Below are 18,418 nucleotides of genomic sequence, written 5' to 3'. Positions count from 1 at the left end.
AACAGGTCAAATAGCAGACAATATCGAAAAAGTTAACCGTCCCAGCGCGGAATTTGAACAGCTATTGGATAATCCCGTCGCCTTGAGCTATCTATTTCTATACTTACAGCAAAGAAAACAACTCGCTACTTTTCAACATGGACCGGCTATGAAAAAACTTTATTTGGCGTTAATCGGCCTCGTCATGATGTCAGGCTTAGCTAAAGCAGAGACTGTGGAACTCGTCACCCTGCAATACCCTCCTTATCAGTATCAGGAACAAGATGAAGTACAAGGTTTGGTGGTGAACATCGTCAATGAGGCCTTTCGCCGTGTGGGCATGGACACCAGCATCCGCCTGAACGCCTGGCCCCGTTCATTGGAAATGGTGAGAAGCGGACAGGCCGATGCCATTTTCACCGCATACAAAACTCCCGAGCGCGAAGAATTCCTGTACTACTCCAACGTGGTGTTAATGCCCCAGGAAATCGTCCTGTTCGCCAAAAAAGACAGCAACATCAGCTTCAACGGCGACCTGACCGCCCTCGCCAACGTAAAAATCGGCGTGGTGCGCGACATCAGCTACGGCAGCACCTTTGATGAAGCCCGCAAAAACGGCATGTTCAAACAAATCTCCGAAACCACCAACCTGGAGCAAAGCGTTAAAAAACTCGAATCCGGACGCATTGACCTGCTCATCAGCAACAAATACACCGCCCTGGCGATGTTCAAAAACCTCGGCTTCGCTGGCCAGTTCAAAGAACTCACCCCCTCCATCCAAAGCGTCCCCAGCTACATCGCCTTCTCAAAAAAGAAAGACCTCGCCAGCCTACGGGACAAATTTGACGCTGCGTTGAAAGAAATGATGTCGGACGGGAGTTATGACAAGTATTTGAGTGCTTATTCTGATTAGGGGGCTCTACAAAATTGAGAAACAGGTGAGAAGTACCCAATAGTGATCAAGTCCTAGCGCAGCAAGTGATAGCCCCTCTCGACGTGCTTCAAGAATTCTGATTATGTACGAGCCGCCATTTACGCAACCAATGCAGTAGAGGCGGTACATTGGCAAGCTAACCAAAACCAAAGGCGGTTTCGTCATGCGGGTATGTTGAACGCCACAGAACTGTGGACGCATCCAGTGCAGACCCTGTAAATAATTCTGTGTATCTGCACTTTCTTTAGAGAGTTTTCATAATTAACCGGCGACATATCATTGTTCGCCGTATGCAGTCTTTCGAGGTTGTAATATCTCATGTAGGCTGCGACATCCTGCTTCATGTGCTCCCGGGTAGGCTGAGGGATTTTTAATATCCAGTCATGCTTAAGGCTGCCAAAAAAGCGCTCAACCACCGCATTGTCCCAACAGGCTCCCACGTCCCCCATACTCGCCCTGATTTCATACTTTTCCAGCAGCTTTCGATAATGTCCGCTGGTGTACTGTGAACCACGGTCACTATGGAATACCAAGCCCTTGGCCGGCTTCCGCAAGTTGTACGCCTTGATCAGCGCCTGACTGACCAGACTTGTCGTCATGCGCTTGTCGATGCGCCAGCCGACAATCCTCCGGGAATATAAATCCATGACAATGGCCAGATACATCCAGCCTTCTCCTGTTTTCAGATAGGTCACATCGCCAGCCCAAACCTGATTGGGCGCAGTAGGATTAAAATTCTGATTCAACAAGTTATCTGCAACCGCATGATGATGCTTGCGCCTTGTCGTGGCCTTGTAAGCAACGCGTTGAGTGACCTGAAGACCCAACCTCTTCATGAGCTTGCGAACCCGATAACGCCCTATCTGAAAGCCTTCTTCGCGTAGCTTCTTCATCATCTCCCGACTGCCCAGACTGCTTCGAGAAGCTTTAAACAGTCGCTTCATTCGCCGATGCAGATGAAGCTCATCAAACCGGATCACCGGCGCGCGGCGCCGACGCCAGGCATAGTAGGCTGATCGACTTGCACGCAGAGCCCGGCAAAGCACTTTCACTGGGAAGCGACTCGACTCTGCTTGAATGAAGGCGAACTTTATTTCATTTCTTTCGCGAAGAAGGCCGAAGCCTTTTTTAGGATTTCCTTTTCCATGCGCAGCTCTTTGTTTTCTTTGCGAAGCCGTTTTAACTCGGCGCGCTCGTCTTCAGCCAGAACCTGGTTTTCAAGCTGAGCTTCAATTTTTTCCTTCCACTTGTAGAGCATATTGGCGCTAATGCCGAGGGATTTAGCCGCTTCTGGGACGGAATAACCTTGATCGCGCACCAGGGAAACGGCCTCTTCTTTAAACTCTTTTGTATACTGCTTATACGACCTTTTCTGACTCATGCTGACACCTTAATCGTTGACGGGTATTGTCTCTTATTAATGTGTCCGGGACTATTAGACCACTACAAGTACCCACGAGAACCTCCATTGTAACCTCCACCATGAACCCTATTTGGACTGTTTGGAACTACATTACCTTAAGCACTCCAGAAAATTTTCCACAATCACAGGAGTGCTTAACGATCGTTCCTTCATACTCAAACCTGATCACCGCTAAACACTTATCGCATGAAACAGTAGCCGGCTTCTCGGCAAAAAAATCTTCTGCCGCTTTCTTGAATATCTCACGGTCGCTATCGGTGTAATTATTATCGCTCATCTAATTCCCCATATAGAAAAGTGATTTATCAAGATCTTTTACTGTCTGACTTTCATCGTGCAGGCGCCTAACCACATCGCGAAGTAGTTGGTAACGTTCAGTTGATGAAAGCTCTGGCGTTAGAGCAGCAGCCCTATAACTTGCCTGCACTTCATCCAATAAACTTCCATCCGCAAAGTCTTTACCAGCTAAAAACGAATTACGATGGCCTACGATTTCATGAGCCATTGTAGCTTCCATACTCATCCTATCTAAAACGCCCATTCCAGACTGCCTAATTACACCGCTATTTCCTGGGTAAACATTAGGCCCAACCCAAACATTTTCAAAGTTAGGGCTGTATGCAGTTGGGCCATTCCAAAATGCTATTTTCTCTTCTGGAACCCCCAACCTTTGAGCAACGGCTAGAATCTCTTGTTTCTGGATATCCGTTAATGGTAATGAGTTTCGGTTTGCCGCCTCATCAGCACTAAACCTGAGCCCAGCATTGTCTGGAACATCAGGCAGTCCCTTCAAACGCGAAGCCGGAATAAACAAACTGCTAAGCATAACGCCTGACTCAGCAAATACCTTCCCATCACCATTAACTATAGAGAAAGTAAATGCCTCAGACGTATCCGACAAGCCATTCATTACTGTCAAATAGTCATCAAGAGCGGTTCCCCAAAAATTATGAGAATACTGCGAGTGTTTTACTGTAGCCCAATTATGAAAGCCCAGCACTGAGCCCGAAATACTATCGATTGGTGTTGAAAAATAGTCTATGGCTGCATTTACAGCGGCTTTGCTCATGTCATATAGGGTCGTGGCCACTTGTCCTGTAAATGTTTCTTGCCATTGGTGAGCTGAAACACCCAAAATTCCAGCTAGTCTCTCATCAACATCAACAGGAACAGCAAGAGAAGCAGACAGATCATCTAGCGAAGCAAAGTAACTATCTCTCCACTCCAAGTATGTCTCCGGTCGCACCTGATAGTCTTCTGGCATAGAGTCGCCAATATCAGGAACAGAGGCGTATAAGTAGGCTAAGTCGGAAAACTCTCCTTTCTCTCTCTGAAGTACCAGCCCTTTGCTATTTGGGTTCCGTAAATCAATTCCACCTGCTGCAATATTTTCTTCAAGTGACAAACTTCTTGGTCGACCAGAACCTCCTGCCACTCCCGCCAGCGCCAAGCCTCCCAACGTACTACCAACAACCCCCGCGATCATTCCCACATAATCAGGACGATAATCTTCGCTGTCATAGACCGCTACGCGGACGGCTTCGGATACTGCGCCGGCGGTGAGGCCTTGGATGGCATTGCGGGCGATGTCATTGTTTCTAATACTGCCTGGGAGAAAGCCATCGACGTAGCTGCTTAGTCCTTGGTTGTAAAATGCATTCTTATCCCCAATGCCAATGCCGTTCATCACTGATGCAGTAGCAAAGCTAGTGGCGACGTCTCTCCAGCGGAAGGTGGTGGGGAGTTTTGTGGCTTTGCCAGCGAGATAATTTGCCCCGACGCCAGTTACGGCTGTAGCCGCGTTTTTAGCCCATTTAGGTAAATCTTTCGCCCATTTAGCTGTGTTTGCATACGCTGCGACACCCGCTGTCGCAGCGGCAGTAAGCCCTGACCTTAATACGCCACGAAGAGAGAAGTGCTCTTGAACTCCCAACTCTTTCGCCGCCCATTGAGATGCTGCGCTGCCTATCGCCCCACCGACAAATGCGCCTGCAGCGACGGCAGCATAACCGCTAGCGCCTGCAACAATCCCCGTAGTCGCTCCCAGTGTGCCTATCCCTGTTGTACCAGCTATTAACGTGACGCCACTTCCAGCTGCGCCAGTGGCAGCGCCAAATAAGCTGGCAGCTCCTTGAATCGCATATGGCGCTATTACTGCCGCAACAGCGATAGCAATGACCATGACAATAAAGGTAGCGCCACATTTGCCTTTCTTAGGCGGCGGAGGCTCGGGCAACGATGGCGTCGTGTCGCCAAGGCCCAGTCCCGGGTCATAGGGTCGGAATGTGTTGGCGTTATTGTGAATGTTGGTGACTACGTTTGGGATCACCAGACTTAAACCGGCTTTCAGATCCTGATCGCCGGTGAGGCCATTGGCGTCCGCCAGCAGATACCAAAGACTGGCGTCTCCCCACATGCTGGCGGCGATCGAAGACAGTTTGTCCCCTTCATGAACCTCGTAGTAAGAGGATGCCTTGCCGGGATAATCGTAGTTAATCGGCTGGAAGTTCTGATCGAAATCCGCCGAGGTCACAGGCGTCATTCTGTAATAACTGGAGTACCCTACTTTCTTTTTGATATCCCTGGTTCTGGTCTCTACCAAGCTGCGATTGTCATCCCGCCCTGCATACTTGGGAATAAAGTAAGACTCCTGTCCGACAACGACGCTGTGGTCACCATTTTCCGCCAGCTGTTGAACGTAGTCCGTCCTTGAAGGAACGCCATCGTTGCCAATGTCGCCGCGCACAATACCGTCCAAATAGTAGAACTTCCGACGGATGGATTTCTCCTCACCGTTGTTATTTCTGTCTATTTCGTTCCGCTGAATGGCCTGTCCGCGCTGATTGTTGACATAGGAGATAGTCCGCTGATCCTGATGATCATAGACCCAGCGAGTGTGGCCGTTCGCATCATAGATGTAATAGGACGCGCCAGCGCCGACAGAAGCAGATACGGTGACCTTGCTGGCTTTATAGGTGTCCCAACGGTCACGCGCCAAATAGTGATATGTAGTCGTGACATCTCCTTTATTATTTGCCAAATCATCAAGAAACGTTTGTTTGAGCGTTTGTCCATCATTCAGATAGGTGTAGGTCAAAATGGATTTACGGCTGCCATCACTCATAGAGGAGTCTTTATAGGCCGTGTCCTTCAACACCTGATTATTAGCGTTGTAATCGTAATGATGCAGGCTTTCCAAGCGTTCTTTTACAGCTCCGGCGGCGTCAAGGTAATGAGAATACTGTGAGTGTGTGGTTGTACGCCCCAGCTCATCCGTCTCACGCACCGCAACCCGTGCATAACCATCCGCCCTCACGCCTTCGCCGGTCTTGCCATTAAGGCTCGCGTCTTTCAGCCAGACTGCGCGCACTCGTCCATAAGCGTCATACTCAAACTTCTGGCGGCTCTCGACGGGAGCGCCGTCTTTGTTCAGTAACGCGCTGTTATCTATGATGCGACGCCCGCCCTGATCGTAGCCGATTTCATGACCCGTATTGCCGGCATATATGCTTTGCGTCGCCCCAGCGGTCAACGCCCCCATCGTTACGATGAAGCGGTTTTCCTTATCGTAAAGGTAATAGAAGTCCTGGGTCTTAATATCCTCGCCTTTATTCTTATCGGTGATGAGATAGTCGTCATAGACGGACTTCATATGACGCCGGTTGCCCACAGCGTCATAGGAGTAAGTCAGGTCGTAGTCGTCATCGCGGATTCTGACCACGCGGTTCAACGCATCATAGGTCGCTCTGACGTTTTGATATGGCAGCGAGTTCTGTTCCAGCCCTGCGCCAGCAATGCTATCCAGTTCCGTAAAGGGGGAGCGACGGTAGGTTTCCTCTTCCACATTCCCGTTCGCATCATACTTGAACTCCGAATAACTCCCCGCGCCTTTGTCGCTGATGCGACGCACGCGGCCATTTGCGTAATATTCATATTGAATATCCTGCAAACCTCTCGTGGGATGCGAGTCATCCGACAGCAGTTCTGCAGGAATATCCCCATCCGTATAGGTATAGGCGCTGTTTGAAGTGCTCTGTCTCTGCAGCCAGCCCGCCCGATTATATTCATACACAAACTGATGCCCCCCCAAATCCTGGTGAGTGCGAATCCGGCCAAAGTAATCCGTCTCATCAGTCAGGTTAGACGTCGCTTTATAGTTGGCGTCAGTTTCTGTGGACAAGCCGTTTGTCGTGACCTTTTTATAACCGCCAATGCCGCCAATGCTACTGACATAGCGATATTCGTATGAGGTCTCATTAGCCCCGCCTCCCTGACTTCCGTCATTAAACCCAATATGTTTAATGATGCGCCCTTCGCCGTCGTAGACATATTTTTCAGCATGACCTAACGCATTGGTATGCGTCACTCTGTTGCCAAGTTCATCATAAGAGTACTTGTCAGAGGTATAACTATCGCCAGCATTGTACTTCGCCAGGTTTTCGAAGCGTCTGACTTCCGTCAGCCTGCCCATGCTGTCATACACAAAGCTGTGATACTGGCCCAGCTCATCAATCACCAGGCGCTTATTGCCAAGCTGGTCATATCGGTAGGTTTTGCCGTGCCCCAGTGCATTGGTTTCGCTTGCGACCATCCCCGCCGAATAGGTCTGGCCCCGATAGAAGGCGGCATTGTTACTGATGGAATAGCCTGCTTTCTTTTCCGCCAGATAACTGTTCGCATCCTGATTGGCCACCAAATTCCCTAAGGCGTCATAGAAATAACGAGTGACGGGATGGGCATCCAGCGACTTTAGAACGCCATTGGCGGCATGGTCCTGACTCACTTCTACCTTAGGATCGATTTTATGGGTCAGACGGCCTTGCGTGTCATACGCCAGATGGGTCGCGTTCCCCCGGCCATCCACTTCCTGCACCACTTCGCCAAAGGCGTTGTAACGCTGCCGGCGATGGATTTGATAAGTAGTCTGACCACCCAACGTCCACATCGTCCTGTAGCTCTGGAAAATACGCTGCTGCTGGTCATTTTCTTGGACTAAGGGCGTCAGGACGTTTTGATTAGTGCTCGTAGGTGTGGCGGAAGCCTTGTAGACTAGTTGCCTATAAGTCGTCGTCTTTAGCGCTTTGAAATAAAGATTCGTATCTCTACCCGTCTTCATGTCGGTTAAGTTAATGAATGTTTTAACTTCATTCAGCTTCCTTGTGGAATCCCACGTAGAGTAAGACAGATCATATTGCCCATTGCTGAGACGAACCAGAAATCGACTATTATCCAAGCGCTCCGCAGTTGATAAGTCTATACCGCCAACACTTCCTGTCAGTCTTTCGACATAAGGGTTGGCATCATCAACAATCAGAAATGCTTTGTTTGTCAGGCCAGAAAGGCTCTTATTGAACGTGCCGTGATTATCTCCTCTGTTAGTAATATAATTTGTATAGAATATTTCTTCGCCGGAAAGGCTAGGAATAGTGACCTTAAATTTATATTTATATGAGTCCCAATCGCTATTTTTCTCATGGTCATCATTTGTCCTCCAGTAAGCAGTTGAACTAAATTCAGGCATCATTTCGGGCATCAATGGATCCCACTTTCCATCAAATGCACGATTATATTGATCATAGAATGTAACCCTTAACTGCATACCAAGATTAACGAGCTCTTTAGGTATATTCACTTTGAAACTGAAGCTTCCCTGCCCTCCAGGATGCCCTCCACGAATAACTTCTTTCGCATCAATTGTAATTATTGACTGCTTAACCGCTTGGATAATTCCAGGCCCTTCAGAACTTAAGTTGCCATAACGCGTCTCAACTTGGTTTTCTAATCTGAACCTGCCTGCATCGTGATTTGAGGTTCGATAACCTGTTACTTTAATTTCACCATCACGGGTTTTGACCGTTTCTACTTTATAACCATCATCATCCGCCACATTAATGGAAACGATTTGCTCCGCGCCGACTTCTGTATTCGAGGTCAGAATATATCGCTGCGTTTCTACATCTCTATAGATATACGTAATGCCGTTCTCATAACGATTCCAAATTCGAATGATCGTTTTTTCGAATGCGCCATTTACTTTCTCCATCGGCCCTTCAGCCTTCCAAGCGCTGGCGTAGCTATTGGTCCCGGCATTAAGGCTGATGGCGCCATAAGACGAGCCCGACTTGCTCCACGCCTCGGGACTGATGCCCAGGTACCCCATGAGTCCACTCAAATTAGCGCCGAGGTCAGTGACATTAATTTTTTGCGTGATCGGTCCTGGCTTGCCGCCATTGACAGTAACTTCTTCAGTGCGGGGCGGCTGCGTTAAGGAAGTATTAATTACGGTATCTGCGCCAGTAACCGTGGGTCCTACGCTGTCTTCAAAACGTATCTTTCCGACATCGTCGGCGCCCAGTTGCCAATCGGCATCGGATTTCCAGTCAGTAATCGTCTCGTTACTTTTTAAAATATCCGCTTCCAACTGGCTGTAATCATGAGGCGCCTCAAAGGTGTCCGTATGGCGGTTGCGTTCGTCATACACGCTGACTTTCATTTGCGTCTGCAGCACGCCCAGCGCCTTCACCTGTTCCGGCGACGTCAGCGTCGCCAAGTCGATCGGATTGCCTGACGCGTCTTTCAGGTCGTCCACCAGAATGAATTCCGCCGAGGCGTTGCCGTTCTTGTCGTACAGGTAAAGCTGCGGCGCGCCGGTTTCCTTGTTGGTGCTGAACAGACGGCCCAGGCGGTCATACTTGAACTGCTCCTGGTATTGCCCGTTCATCCCTTTCGCCGTGATGTCGCCGTAGCCGTTATAGCGCGTCTCGTGACTCAGGCCGGTCGTGTCCACGCGTTTGATTTCACGACCCGCGCCGTCATACCAGTAACGGTTCCAGTAGCTCTGGCTGCCGCCTTCCGCCTGCCGCTGACTCCAGCTTTTCTCCGCCACCGCGCCGAACGCGTCCGTCGCGTAATCCGTCCGCGCGCCGCTGGCGTCAATGTCCGCCACCGCAAAGCCCAGCGCGTTCACCAGCGTGCGGCGGGTCTGGTTGGCGCCCGCCTCCAGCGCCACCCGCGTCTGCGTCACCTGACGTCCTAACGCGTCATAACCATAGGTCACGGTGGCGCGCGCCATGCGGCCTTTGTAATCCGTAAAGCTCTGTCCTTTCTCCGTCGTCTTGCGACCCAGAGCGTCGTAGGTCGTCTCCAGCGTACGCAGCGTCTCCGCGCCTTCTCCCGGCGCGATCGTGCGTTGCAGGCGGTTCAGGTTGTCGTAGTCGTAGCGGGTGCTGCGACTGCTCGCCGTGGTCTTCTTCGGCGCCCCGTTCACGAACTGGTAGTCCTCCACGCCGTGTACGGTTTCCGTGATCCGGCGTCCCAGGCGGTCATAGTCGTAAGTCTGTCTGCGGTCGCCCCGCACCAGTTTCTGCGCCACTTCCGCGTCGCTCAGGTCCGCCAGGTCGCGCCCGGCCAGCTTCGCCGCGTCGCTCTCCGCCGCCGCCCGCTGCGCCGCCACGTTCGCCAGCAGCTCCGCCAGGGTCGCCGTTTCTGCAGGGTTTTTCGCCTCATAGGCGTACTGGACCTGCTCCCGGATCTGCCCCAGTGCGTCCGTCGTCCATTGCGTCAGGGCGTGATGACGGGTCACCGTCACCGCTCCCCCTTCGCGCTGGTAATCCGTGACGCCCGCCGCCAACGTCGCCTGCAGGTCGCCCTGCGCCGTATAGAAGTGACGCGTCACGCCGCCGCGACCGTCCCGCTCCGCGATCACGTCGCCGTTACGGTTGTAGAGCGTTTGCGTCACCACCTCCTCCTGGCTGTACGCGGAGCTGTAGAAGCCCTTGCTCACGGCGCTTTCGCCCTGGGTCAGCGCCGCCAGCTGCTGATTGCTCAGCGCCAGATCAAAGTGGGTCTCGCCCCGGGTCCGCGTCTCTACCTGACGGTTGTTCAGGTCGAACGTGTAACGCAGTTCCCGGTAATCGTCCGTGTCTTTGCTCAATAACGTCGCCAACGCGCCATTGCTGGGATTGCTCAAGGCCTCGCCGTAACGTCGCTCCAGGATGCGGTTGCCGCTGGGGTCGTAGCCGGAGACGGTCACGGCGCCGGCCGCGTCCACCGCCGCCGTCACCCGATTCAGGTTATCGTATTCGAACAGTTGCTTGCGCTGCGCGCCCACCGCCGTGGTGGGTCGGTTGGCGCCGTCCACCTGAAACGCCTGCACGGTCTCTTTCAGTTGGTTGCCCAAGGCGTCGTATTCGCGCTGGGTCACCTGCCGCACCCGGTTATAGCGGCGGATCTCGCCCGCGTCGTTGGCGAAGCCAATATCGATGAGGTCCGACCACACCTGAACTTCCCGGTTCAGTTTGTCGTAAACGTATTCCGTCGCGCGCGTCTGCCCGCTGATGGTTTTGTAGGCGCCGTCCGCATCGCGATAGCCGCCTTCCACCACGCGAATGCGGTTGCCCAGCGCGTCATAGCTATTGCGATCGCTCAGACGCCGCTCTCCGGTCAGGCTCGCGTCGGCGTTGAAGGTCACCCGCACGCTGGGTTTGATGGTCTCCAGCAGGCGCCCCTGCGCGTCGTAACGGTAGGCGTAAACATGGCCGCCACGGTCGGTCCAGCTGATCCGGTTGCCCTGTGCGTCATAGCCGTAGCTTTCCACGACCTGTTGCGCCGAGGTCGCTTGCGCCGTCTGCGTCTTCAGTCGGCCCAGGCTGTCGAAGTCGCTGCGGGTGAGCTGGTCATGCGCCGCGTCCGCCGTCAGCATCGCCCGCGCCTGCGCCTCGGTTTTGCCCGCCAGGGACGCCGCGTTGATCCGGTTGGCCCAGCTGCGCTGGGCGATCACCTGTCCCGCCGCGTTGTAGGTGAAGTCCTTCGCCGCGCCGCCGGCGCTGACCTGCAGCGTCTGGCGATTGAGGGCGTCATAGAAGAAGTAGCCGGTGGCGCCGTTCGGGTCGGTCACCGAGGTGACGTTGCCGAACGCGTCGTACTGCGTATACGTCGTATAGCCTTCGCCGTTGGTTTCCGAGGTTTTCAGACCCCGCGCGTCAAACGTCTGCGATTTGCTGTAAATCTGCAGCAGCAACGCCCGGTGCTCGCCCTCGGGCAGGTGCTCCCGGCTCAGGAAGCTCAGCAATAACGCATTGTCCTTCAGCCACTGCGCCTGCTGGGACTGCCACAGTCCCGCGGGATTGGCCTGATAGTTTTCCGCCAGCAGGCGCAAACGCTCCCGCTCCCCTTTGGCCCAGTCGCTTTGGCTGTCAAGAATCTCATAGGCGCGCGGATCGATCACCCGCTCCACCTGACCGAAGGCGTCGTAGACGTAGCCGGTGCTGCTGGCGTTCGCCGTGCCGAACGCTTTGGTTTCTTTCACCACCCGGTTCAGGTCGTCGAATTCGTAGCGCGTGGTGCGCTCCAGGGCGGAGCCCTCCGCTTCGATCAGGGCGATGACGTTGCCGTAACGGTCATATTCCTTACGCGTCAACGTGGAGACGCCATTGAGCTCCGGCGTGCGGATGCGCTCCTGGCGATTGAGGGCGTCGTATTCGTAACGGGTATGCCGGTCTCCGCTGACCGGATCGTTATTCGCCGGGACGTTCGCCGTGGCGTAATCCGCCGCCGTGCGTTCATGGATCGACACTTCCGTGATGTACTGGCTTTCCTGAATCAGGTTATCGAAGCCGTCGTACTGGTAGCGCGTCACGGCGCCTTTGCGCGCGCTGGCGCTGATGTCCGCGTCGTCGACGGAATCCTTCGGCGTCAGTTTGGCGATCAGGCGGTTGTCCGCATCGTAGGCGAAGGTGGTGACGTTGCCCCGCGCGTCGGTCACCGCCGTGCGGTTGCCGTGGGCGTCGTAGGCGTAGCTTTCAGTAATCCAGGTTTCCGCGCCGCCGGTCATCAGCCGCTGCGACTGGCTGATTTTACGGCCGGCGTCGTCATAGGCGTAGCGGGTGATGCGGGTTTCCGCGTCCGGATGCAGCCCCGACAGGGCGCTCAGGGTCGCCGCCTGGGTCCAGGGGGCGGCGTAACGGCGTTCTTCCGTCACCTGCCCCTGTCCGTTGTACAGGGTTTCCGAGACGTAGTTCTCGCCGTCCAGGCTGTAGCGCAGGCGTCCCAGGGCGTCGTAAACCAGACGGCTGTGCTGGTTCGCCGCCGCGCTGCGATGGGCGTCCGCCGCCTGCGTCACTTGCGTCAGGGTCGCCGCGGCTCCGAGATTCAGGCTGGCGGCGTAGCGCACGCGATGGGTCAGACGACCGGCGTGGTCGTATTTCTGTGCGATGAGATGCCCGCCGGCGTCCACCCGGTAGATTTCCAGGCCGCGGGCGTCGTAGAAGATCTGCTCCACCCGGTCGCCAGCTGAGGCATGGCCTTGCACATAAGTTTCCAGCGCCGCCGCCGTCAGCGGCTGGCTCAGGTCATAGGCCGCGACGTAACTCAGCGTGCGCGTCACCTGGCCATTGTGGTCGTATTCCAGTTCGGTGATATGGCCCTGATGATCCAGCTTGAAGCGCGCCTGGCCCAGGCTGTCGTACACCAGGTAAGTATGTTGCGCCCGGGTCTCGCCCGCGACGAACTGCGCCAGCGCCGCTTCGCTGTAATCGGCGCCGCTGTAAGCGGTTTCGTAGCGCAGCGTCTGCGTCGCCCGGCCCGCCGCGTCGTAGCGGGTCTCCGTCACCTGCCCCAGGGCGTTCAGGCTGAAGCGCGCCAGACCGCGCGCGTCGTACGCCGTGCGCTGCGTGTGTCTACCATCGGCGATGGGCAGCTTACTCTCTATTCCGGCTTCGTCGTAAACAAGGCCCGCCAGCGATAAGGGGTTGAGGTATTTGTGCGTCGCCGTCACCCGACCGGCCGCGTCGTATTCCCGCTCCGTCACATGGCCCAGCGCGTCGATCTCAAACCGCGGCTGGCCTTTGGCGTCATACACTAGGCGCCCGCTGCGCGGCTGACTTTGTGCATTAGCGAACTGGGTCAACGCCGCTTCGCTATAATCCGGGCCAGCGTAGGCGCGGTCATAGCTAAGTTTTTCCGCCACCTGTCCCAGGGCGTCGTAACGGTTCTCGGTAACATAGCCCAGAGCGTCAACCGTAAAGCGCGCCTGACCTTTGGCGTCATAAACCACGCGTTCGCGGCTGCGCTCACTGTTCTGCGTCGCGTCGCCGCTCATCCAGGCATCGCCAATCGCCGAGCCCTGTGCGTACAGGTTCGCCTGCGCCACATAGGTCTGCGTGGCGTCCACCGCATCCTTCAGGGTATGAATCAGGACGTAGTTATCCTGTCCCTTGCGTTGCAGCAGGATGCGGGCGTCGCCGTCCTTCAGTTCAATCCGGAAACGGTCTCCCGCCTCCACGAATTGCATCGTCGCCGGCGCGATCTGCGTTCCCTTGTATTGAATCAGAACGCTGTGCTTCTCCGCCGCCGCGCCGTCACGGTCGCGGATAAACACGCCCAGGTCGATTTCCTTAAAGTAGTCGTTCCCCGACAACCGTTCTTCCGGATTCAGGTTAAAGCCCACTACACCCAAGGATTGACCGTTAACCAGCTGGTCTACGGTGAATTCCAGGACGCCTTCGCCACCCGTCAAGCCACTCCCCGCGATCGCGCGGCCGGCGGTCAGACTCGCTGGTGTGGTTCGCGTCAGGCGTCCTCCTTGCAGGGACACCGCCGCATCCGTTCCCCAGTTCAATAACTGAGGCAGGCGCGACGCCAGATCCGCAGAAGCGGCGTCCACCGGATGCGCGTAGCGGCTCTTGTTAACCACCCGCCCTTGCGCGTCATACTCGAATTCCGTGATGTAGCCCAGAGCGTCGACCTCAAAGCGCACCTGCCCCCTCGCGTCATACACCAAACGAGAATGCGAAGCCGGGGTTGCGCCATTCGCGAAGGTCTGCAGGGCGCTTTCGGTAAAGGCGGCGCCCGTGTAGGCAGAGCTGTAGCTTAGTTTTTCGGTTACTTGGCCCAGACTGTCGTAACGAGTCTCCGTCACCTGGCCCAGAGCATCGACAGTGAAGCGCACCTGGCCTTTCACGTCGTAGACCAGTCGGGAATGGGAAGCGGGCGTTTTGCCGCTGATAACGCTCTGCAAGGCGCTTTCAGTAAAAGTGACGCCCGTGTAAGCAGAGCTGTAACTGAGTTTCTCGGTTATACGGCCCAACGCATCGTAGCGGCTCTCCGTCACCTGTCCGAGTGCGTCGATGGTAAAGCGCGCCTGACCTTTGGCGTCATAAACCACGCGTTCGCGGCTGCGCTCACTGTTCTGCGTCGCGTCGCCGCTCATCCAGGCATCGCCAATCGCCGAGCCCTGTGCGTACAGGTTCGCCTGCGCCACGTAGGTCTGCGTGGCGTCCACCGCATCCTTCAGGGTATGAATCAGGGCGTAGTTATCCTGTCCCTTGCGTTGCAGCAGGATGCGGGCGTCGCCGTCCTTCAGTTCAATCCGGAAACGGTCTCCCGCCTCCACGAATTGCATCGTCGCCGGCGCGATCTGCGTTCCCTTGTATTGAATCAGAACGCTGTGCTTCTCCGCCGCCGCGCCGTCCCGGTCGCGGATAAACACGCCCAGGTCGATTTCCTTAAAGTAGTCGTTCCCCGACAACCGTTCTTCCGGGTTCAGGTTAAAGCCCACTACACCCAGGGATTGGCCATTGACCAGTTGGTCTACGGTGAATTCCAGAACGCCTTCGCCGCCCGTCAGGCCGCTTCCCGCGATTGCGCGGCCTGCGGTCAGACTCGCCGGTCCGGTGCGCGTCAGGCGTCCTCCTTGTTGGGACACCGCCGCATCCGTTCCCCAGTTCAATAACTGAGGCAGGCGCGACGCCAGATCCGCAGAAGCGGCGTCCACCGGATGCGCGTAGCGGCTCTTGTTAACCACCCGCCCTTGCGCGTCATACTCGAATTCCGTGACGTAACCCAGAGCGTCGACCTCAAAGCGCACCTGGCCTCTCGCGTCATACACCAAACGAGAGTGAGACGCCGGAGTTGCGCCGTTCGCGAACGTCTGCAGGGCGCTTTCAGTAAAGACGGCGCCCGTGTAGGCATGGCTGTAGCTGAGTTTTTCGGTTACACGGCCCAGGGCATCGTAGCGGTTCTCCGTGACGTAGCCTTGCGCGTCCACCTCGAAGCGCGCCTGTCCCTTTGCGTCATAAACGTAGCGGGTGGCGGCGCCCGCGCTGTGATAGTCCGCGTCGCCGCTGAGCGCCACGGCCTCAATGGCCGCGCCCGCGCCGTACAGGTTGGTTTGCGCCGTGTAAATCGCGTTCGCATCCACCACGCCCGTGAGGGTTTGAATCAGCGTGAAGCCGTGCTGGCCAGCACGCTGGAGCAGGATGCGCGCGTCCGCGCCCCGCATTTCGATACGCAGACGGTCGCCGACCTGAATCGGCGTCGCCGAGGTTGGCTCCGTGCGCACGCCGTTCACCTGGATCATCAGGCTGTGGCCCTGTGAACCCGCGCCGTCCGGGTCGCGGATGAAAACGCCCAGGTCCACTTCATTCAGATAATCGTTGCCGGTCAGGACGGTCTCCGGGTTCTTATTGAAGCCCACCGCGCCCAGGGAAGCCCCGGTCGGCAGCGCCGCCACGGTGAACTCCAGCGCGCCGCGGCCTTGTTGCAGCGCTTCGTTCGCCACCGCCCGGCCTGCGCTGAGCCCGGTAGCGGCGGTCTTGATAATCCGTCCCGCGTCGATCTGCACGACGCCATCGCCACGCCAGCTCGGCGCATGCGCCGCCAGCGACGCCAGGTTGGCGGCGTTCAGGTCCGCCGCCTTGTCGTAGCGGGTCTTCTTCGCAACGCGCCCTTGTCCGTCGTACTCGTAGCCGGTGACATAACCCTGGGCGTCGATTTCGAAACGCACCTGGCCTGCGGCGTCGTAGAAGCGTCGCGTAGTGATCGCGCTCTGGCCCCCGGCGAAGGTCTCCAGCGCCGCCAGACTGACGTCGCCGCCGCGATAGGCGGTCTCATAGCGACGCGACTGCGTCACCCGTCCCTGAGCGTCGTAGCGGTTCTCCGTGACGTAACCCAGGGCGTCGATCTCAAAGCGCACCCGGTCCTGGCCGTCATAGACGTAACGGGTCTGCGCGCCCTGCGCGTCCACTCTGCGGATCACCCGGCCCTGGGCGTCGTAATACTGTTGCGCCTTGCCCAGCAGCACGCCGCCGGCGTCGCGCTCCACCACGTCGATCAGCGCGCCGGCGCTGTTGTACGTCTTCACGCTTTGCAGGCCCGCCGCGTCGCGGCTCAGGATGGTCGCGCCCTGGTATTCGGTCTGCGTGGTCACCGCGCCCAGCGCGTCCTTCACCGACAGCAGCCGGCCCAGGCCGTCGTAGACGTACAGCGTTTCTCCGGTGCGATGCCCCAGGCTCTCCGGGGCCGCGCTCGCGTTCTCCGTCGGCGCCGCCTGATCGGGGTTGACCTGTTTCAGCAGGCGCCCTTCCGCGTCGTAGATAAAGTGCGTCGTCGCCGCGCCGATTCCCGCGCCCGTGGCGTCGGTCTTGCTGTAGCGGGTCTGACGGCTCAGTTGGCCGCGGAAGTCGTAGACGTATTCCGTGAGAGTGGTTCCCTGCGCCCGGGCGGCGCCCGTCCAGGTCTTCAGAGGGCCTTCGGTCAGCGCCTGATCGTGAGCCAGACCGCTCAGATCGTAGCGCGCCAGATACCCCTGGGTCGCCGTCAACTGGCCCTGGTTGTTGTAGCGGAATTCGGTGACGCCGCCCTGGGCGTCCACGCGGTAGCGCAAACGGTGTTCGCTGTCGTAAACGTAGCGCTGGGTGGCGCCGTCCGTCGTTTCCGTCAGGGTCTGGTTCTGGGCGTTATAGGTGTAGTCAGTGGCGCGGCCCAAACGGTCGGTATGGGTCAGCAGATTGCCCATGGCGTCGTAGCGGTAGGTCTCGCTGTGGCCGTCGGCGTCCGTGCTTTGGATGAGGTTGTCGTCGGCGTCGTAGGCGTAGCGGCGCACGCTCTGGGTTCCGTCCTGCTGCGGCAGGCGCAGCTCCACCAGACGCGCGCGTTCGTCGTAGCGCAGCACCGTCTGCAGGCCGCTCAGCGTCGCTGGGTCCAGCACCCGCGTCACCGTCGCCGTGCGCTGCGCCAGATCATAGGCGTAGGCGGTGACGATGGCGTCCGCGCCGTCGCCCTGGGTGACCCGGGTCACCCGGTATTCGCCGCCAATCTCCTGGTACTGGAAGCTCACTGATACGCCGTCGCTGGCCTGCATCTTCGCCACGCGTTTGCTGTCGCCGTCGTAGCTGTAGCGCGTCACGAAAGTGCGGCCGTCGCCGATGCTGTTGTCCGCCGGGGTCAGGTCCACCGTCACCGTCGTCAGACGGCCCTGGGCGTCATAGCCGTAATAGGTCTGGTTGCGTTGCGCGCCGTCCGCGCCCACCGTCTTCACCAGCACCGCCCGGCCGGCGCCGTCGTACTGAATCTCCAGTTTCTCCCCCGACGCCGTCGTCAGGGTCGTCGCGGCCGCGCTGCGGCTGATGGTCACCCGTCCCGGTTCGTCGCGATGGGCCAGCGCGCTCAGCTTGCCCTGCCAGCTGTACACTTCCTGGGAACCGCTCTCGCCTTCCGTCCACAGGAACGCGTCAGAACCGGTTCCGCCGCGGAATTCCAGGGTGTCGTGAGCGCCTTCGCCGACGCTGGAGACATACAGTCCGCGGCTCTCGTCATAACGATAGTCTGTGCGGCTGCCGTCGCCGGCGATCCGCGTGATCACGCTGCCGGCTTTGTTCAGATTGCCGCCGTTGAATTCCAAGCGCTGGTTGAAGCTGAAGTAGAAGTTGTCGCCGTTGTCGTCGGTGAAGCGGCCCTGGCTGTTGTAAGTGCGGATCAGGCTCGCGTCGCGCCCTGCGCCTAACAGCATCTCATCGCGGCGCTGCAGCACCAGGTTGCCCGTGGCCGCATTGACGTAGACCCGCTCGCCGCCCTGGCCCACGCCCGCTTGCGATAATCCCGCGCCCGCGCCTGACAAGGACGCGCCAAATAATCCCAGACCTTCCCCTGATACAACCGCAACCATTTGATGACTCCTAAATACTTCCGACTGTCTTTTTTAACGCATAAAAAAGCCGCTGACGGCAGACTTTGCGCCTGTCGTCAGCGGCCTAAACCCAAAATAAAAACTAACAGAGGCGCAGAGAACTGCGCCGAACTGCAAT

3 protein-coding genes and 2 pseudogenes are annotated in these 18,418 nt (G+C 56.9%); 2 read left to right on the top strand and 3 right to left on the bottom strand.

Translation table 11 applies throughout. The features are described 5' to 3' along the window. Nucleotides 1–148 precede the first annotated feature (148 nt). Complete coding sequence (locus O5O45_RS07310; RefSeq protein WP_305904564.1) at nt 149–892, top strand: substrate-binding periplasmic protein; 744 nt, start codon at nt 149–151, stop codon at nt 890–892. Nucleotides 893–967: 75 nt separating this feature from the next. Next, nucleotides 968–1,123, top strand: a pseudogene (locus tag O5O45_RS07305) (IS256 family transposase); the annotation flags it as partial. A gap of 26 nt (nt 1,124–1,149) precedes the next feature. Here O5O45_RS07305 and O5O45_RS07300 read toward each other — a convergent pair. The 3 genes and pseudogenes from O5O45_RS07300 to O5O45_RS07290 form a co-directional block, all read right to left on the bottom strand. Beyond that, nucleotides 1,150–2,294: pseudogene (locus tag O5O45_RS07300) on the bottom strand (IS3 family transposase); the annotation flags it as partial. 127 nt (nt 2,295–2,421) lie between these two features. Beyond that, nucleotides 2,422–2,613: a hypothetical protein gene (locus O5O45_RS07295; protein ID WP_305904563.1), complete on the bottom strand. Its 192-nt coding sequence runs from the start codon at nt 2,611–2,613 to the stop codon at nt 2,422–2,424. Continuing rightward, nucleotides 2,614–18,279: a LysM peptidoglycan-binding domain-containing protein gene (locus O5O45_RS07290; RefSeq protein ID WP_305904562.1), complete on the bottom strand. Its 15,666-nt coding sequence runs from the start codon at nt 18,277–18,279 to the stop codon at nt 2,614–2,616. Nucleotides 18,280–18,418 lie beyond the last annotated feature (139 nt).

Source organism: Hahella sp. HNIBRBA332 (genome assembly GCF_030719035.1).
Classification (GTDB): domain Bacteria; phylum Pseudomonadota; class Gammaproteobacteria; order Pseudomonadales; family Oleiphilaceae; genus Hahella.
Note: the sequence above shows the minus strand (reverse complement) of the source record. Positions and strands in the feature narration are given on the sequence as shown.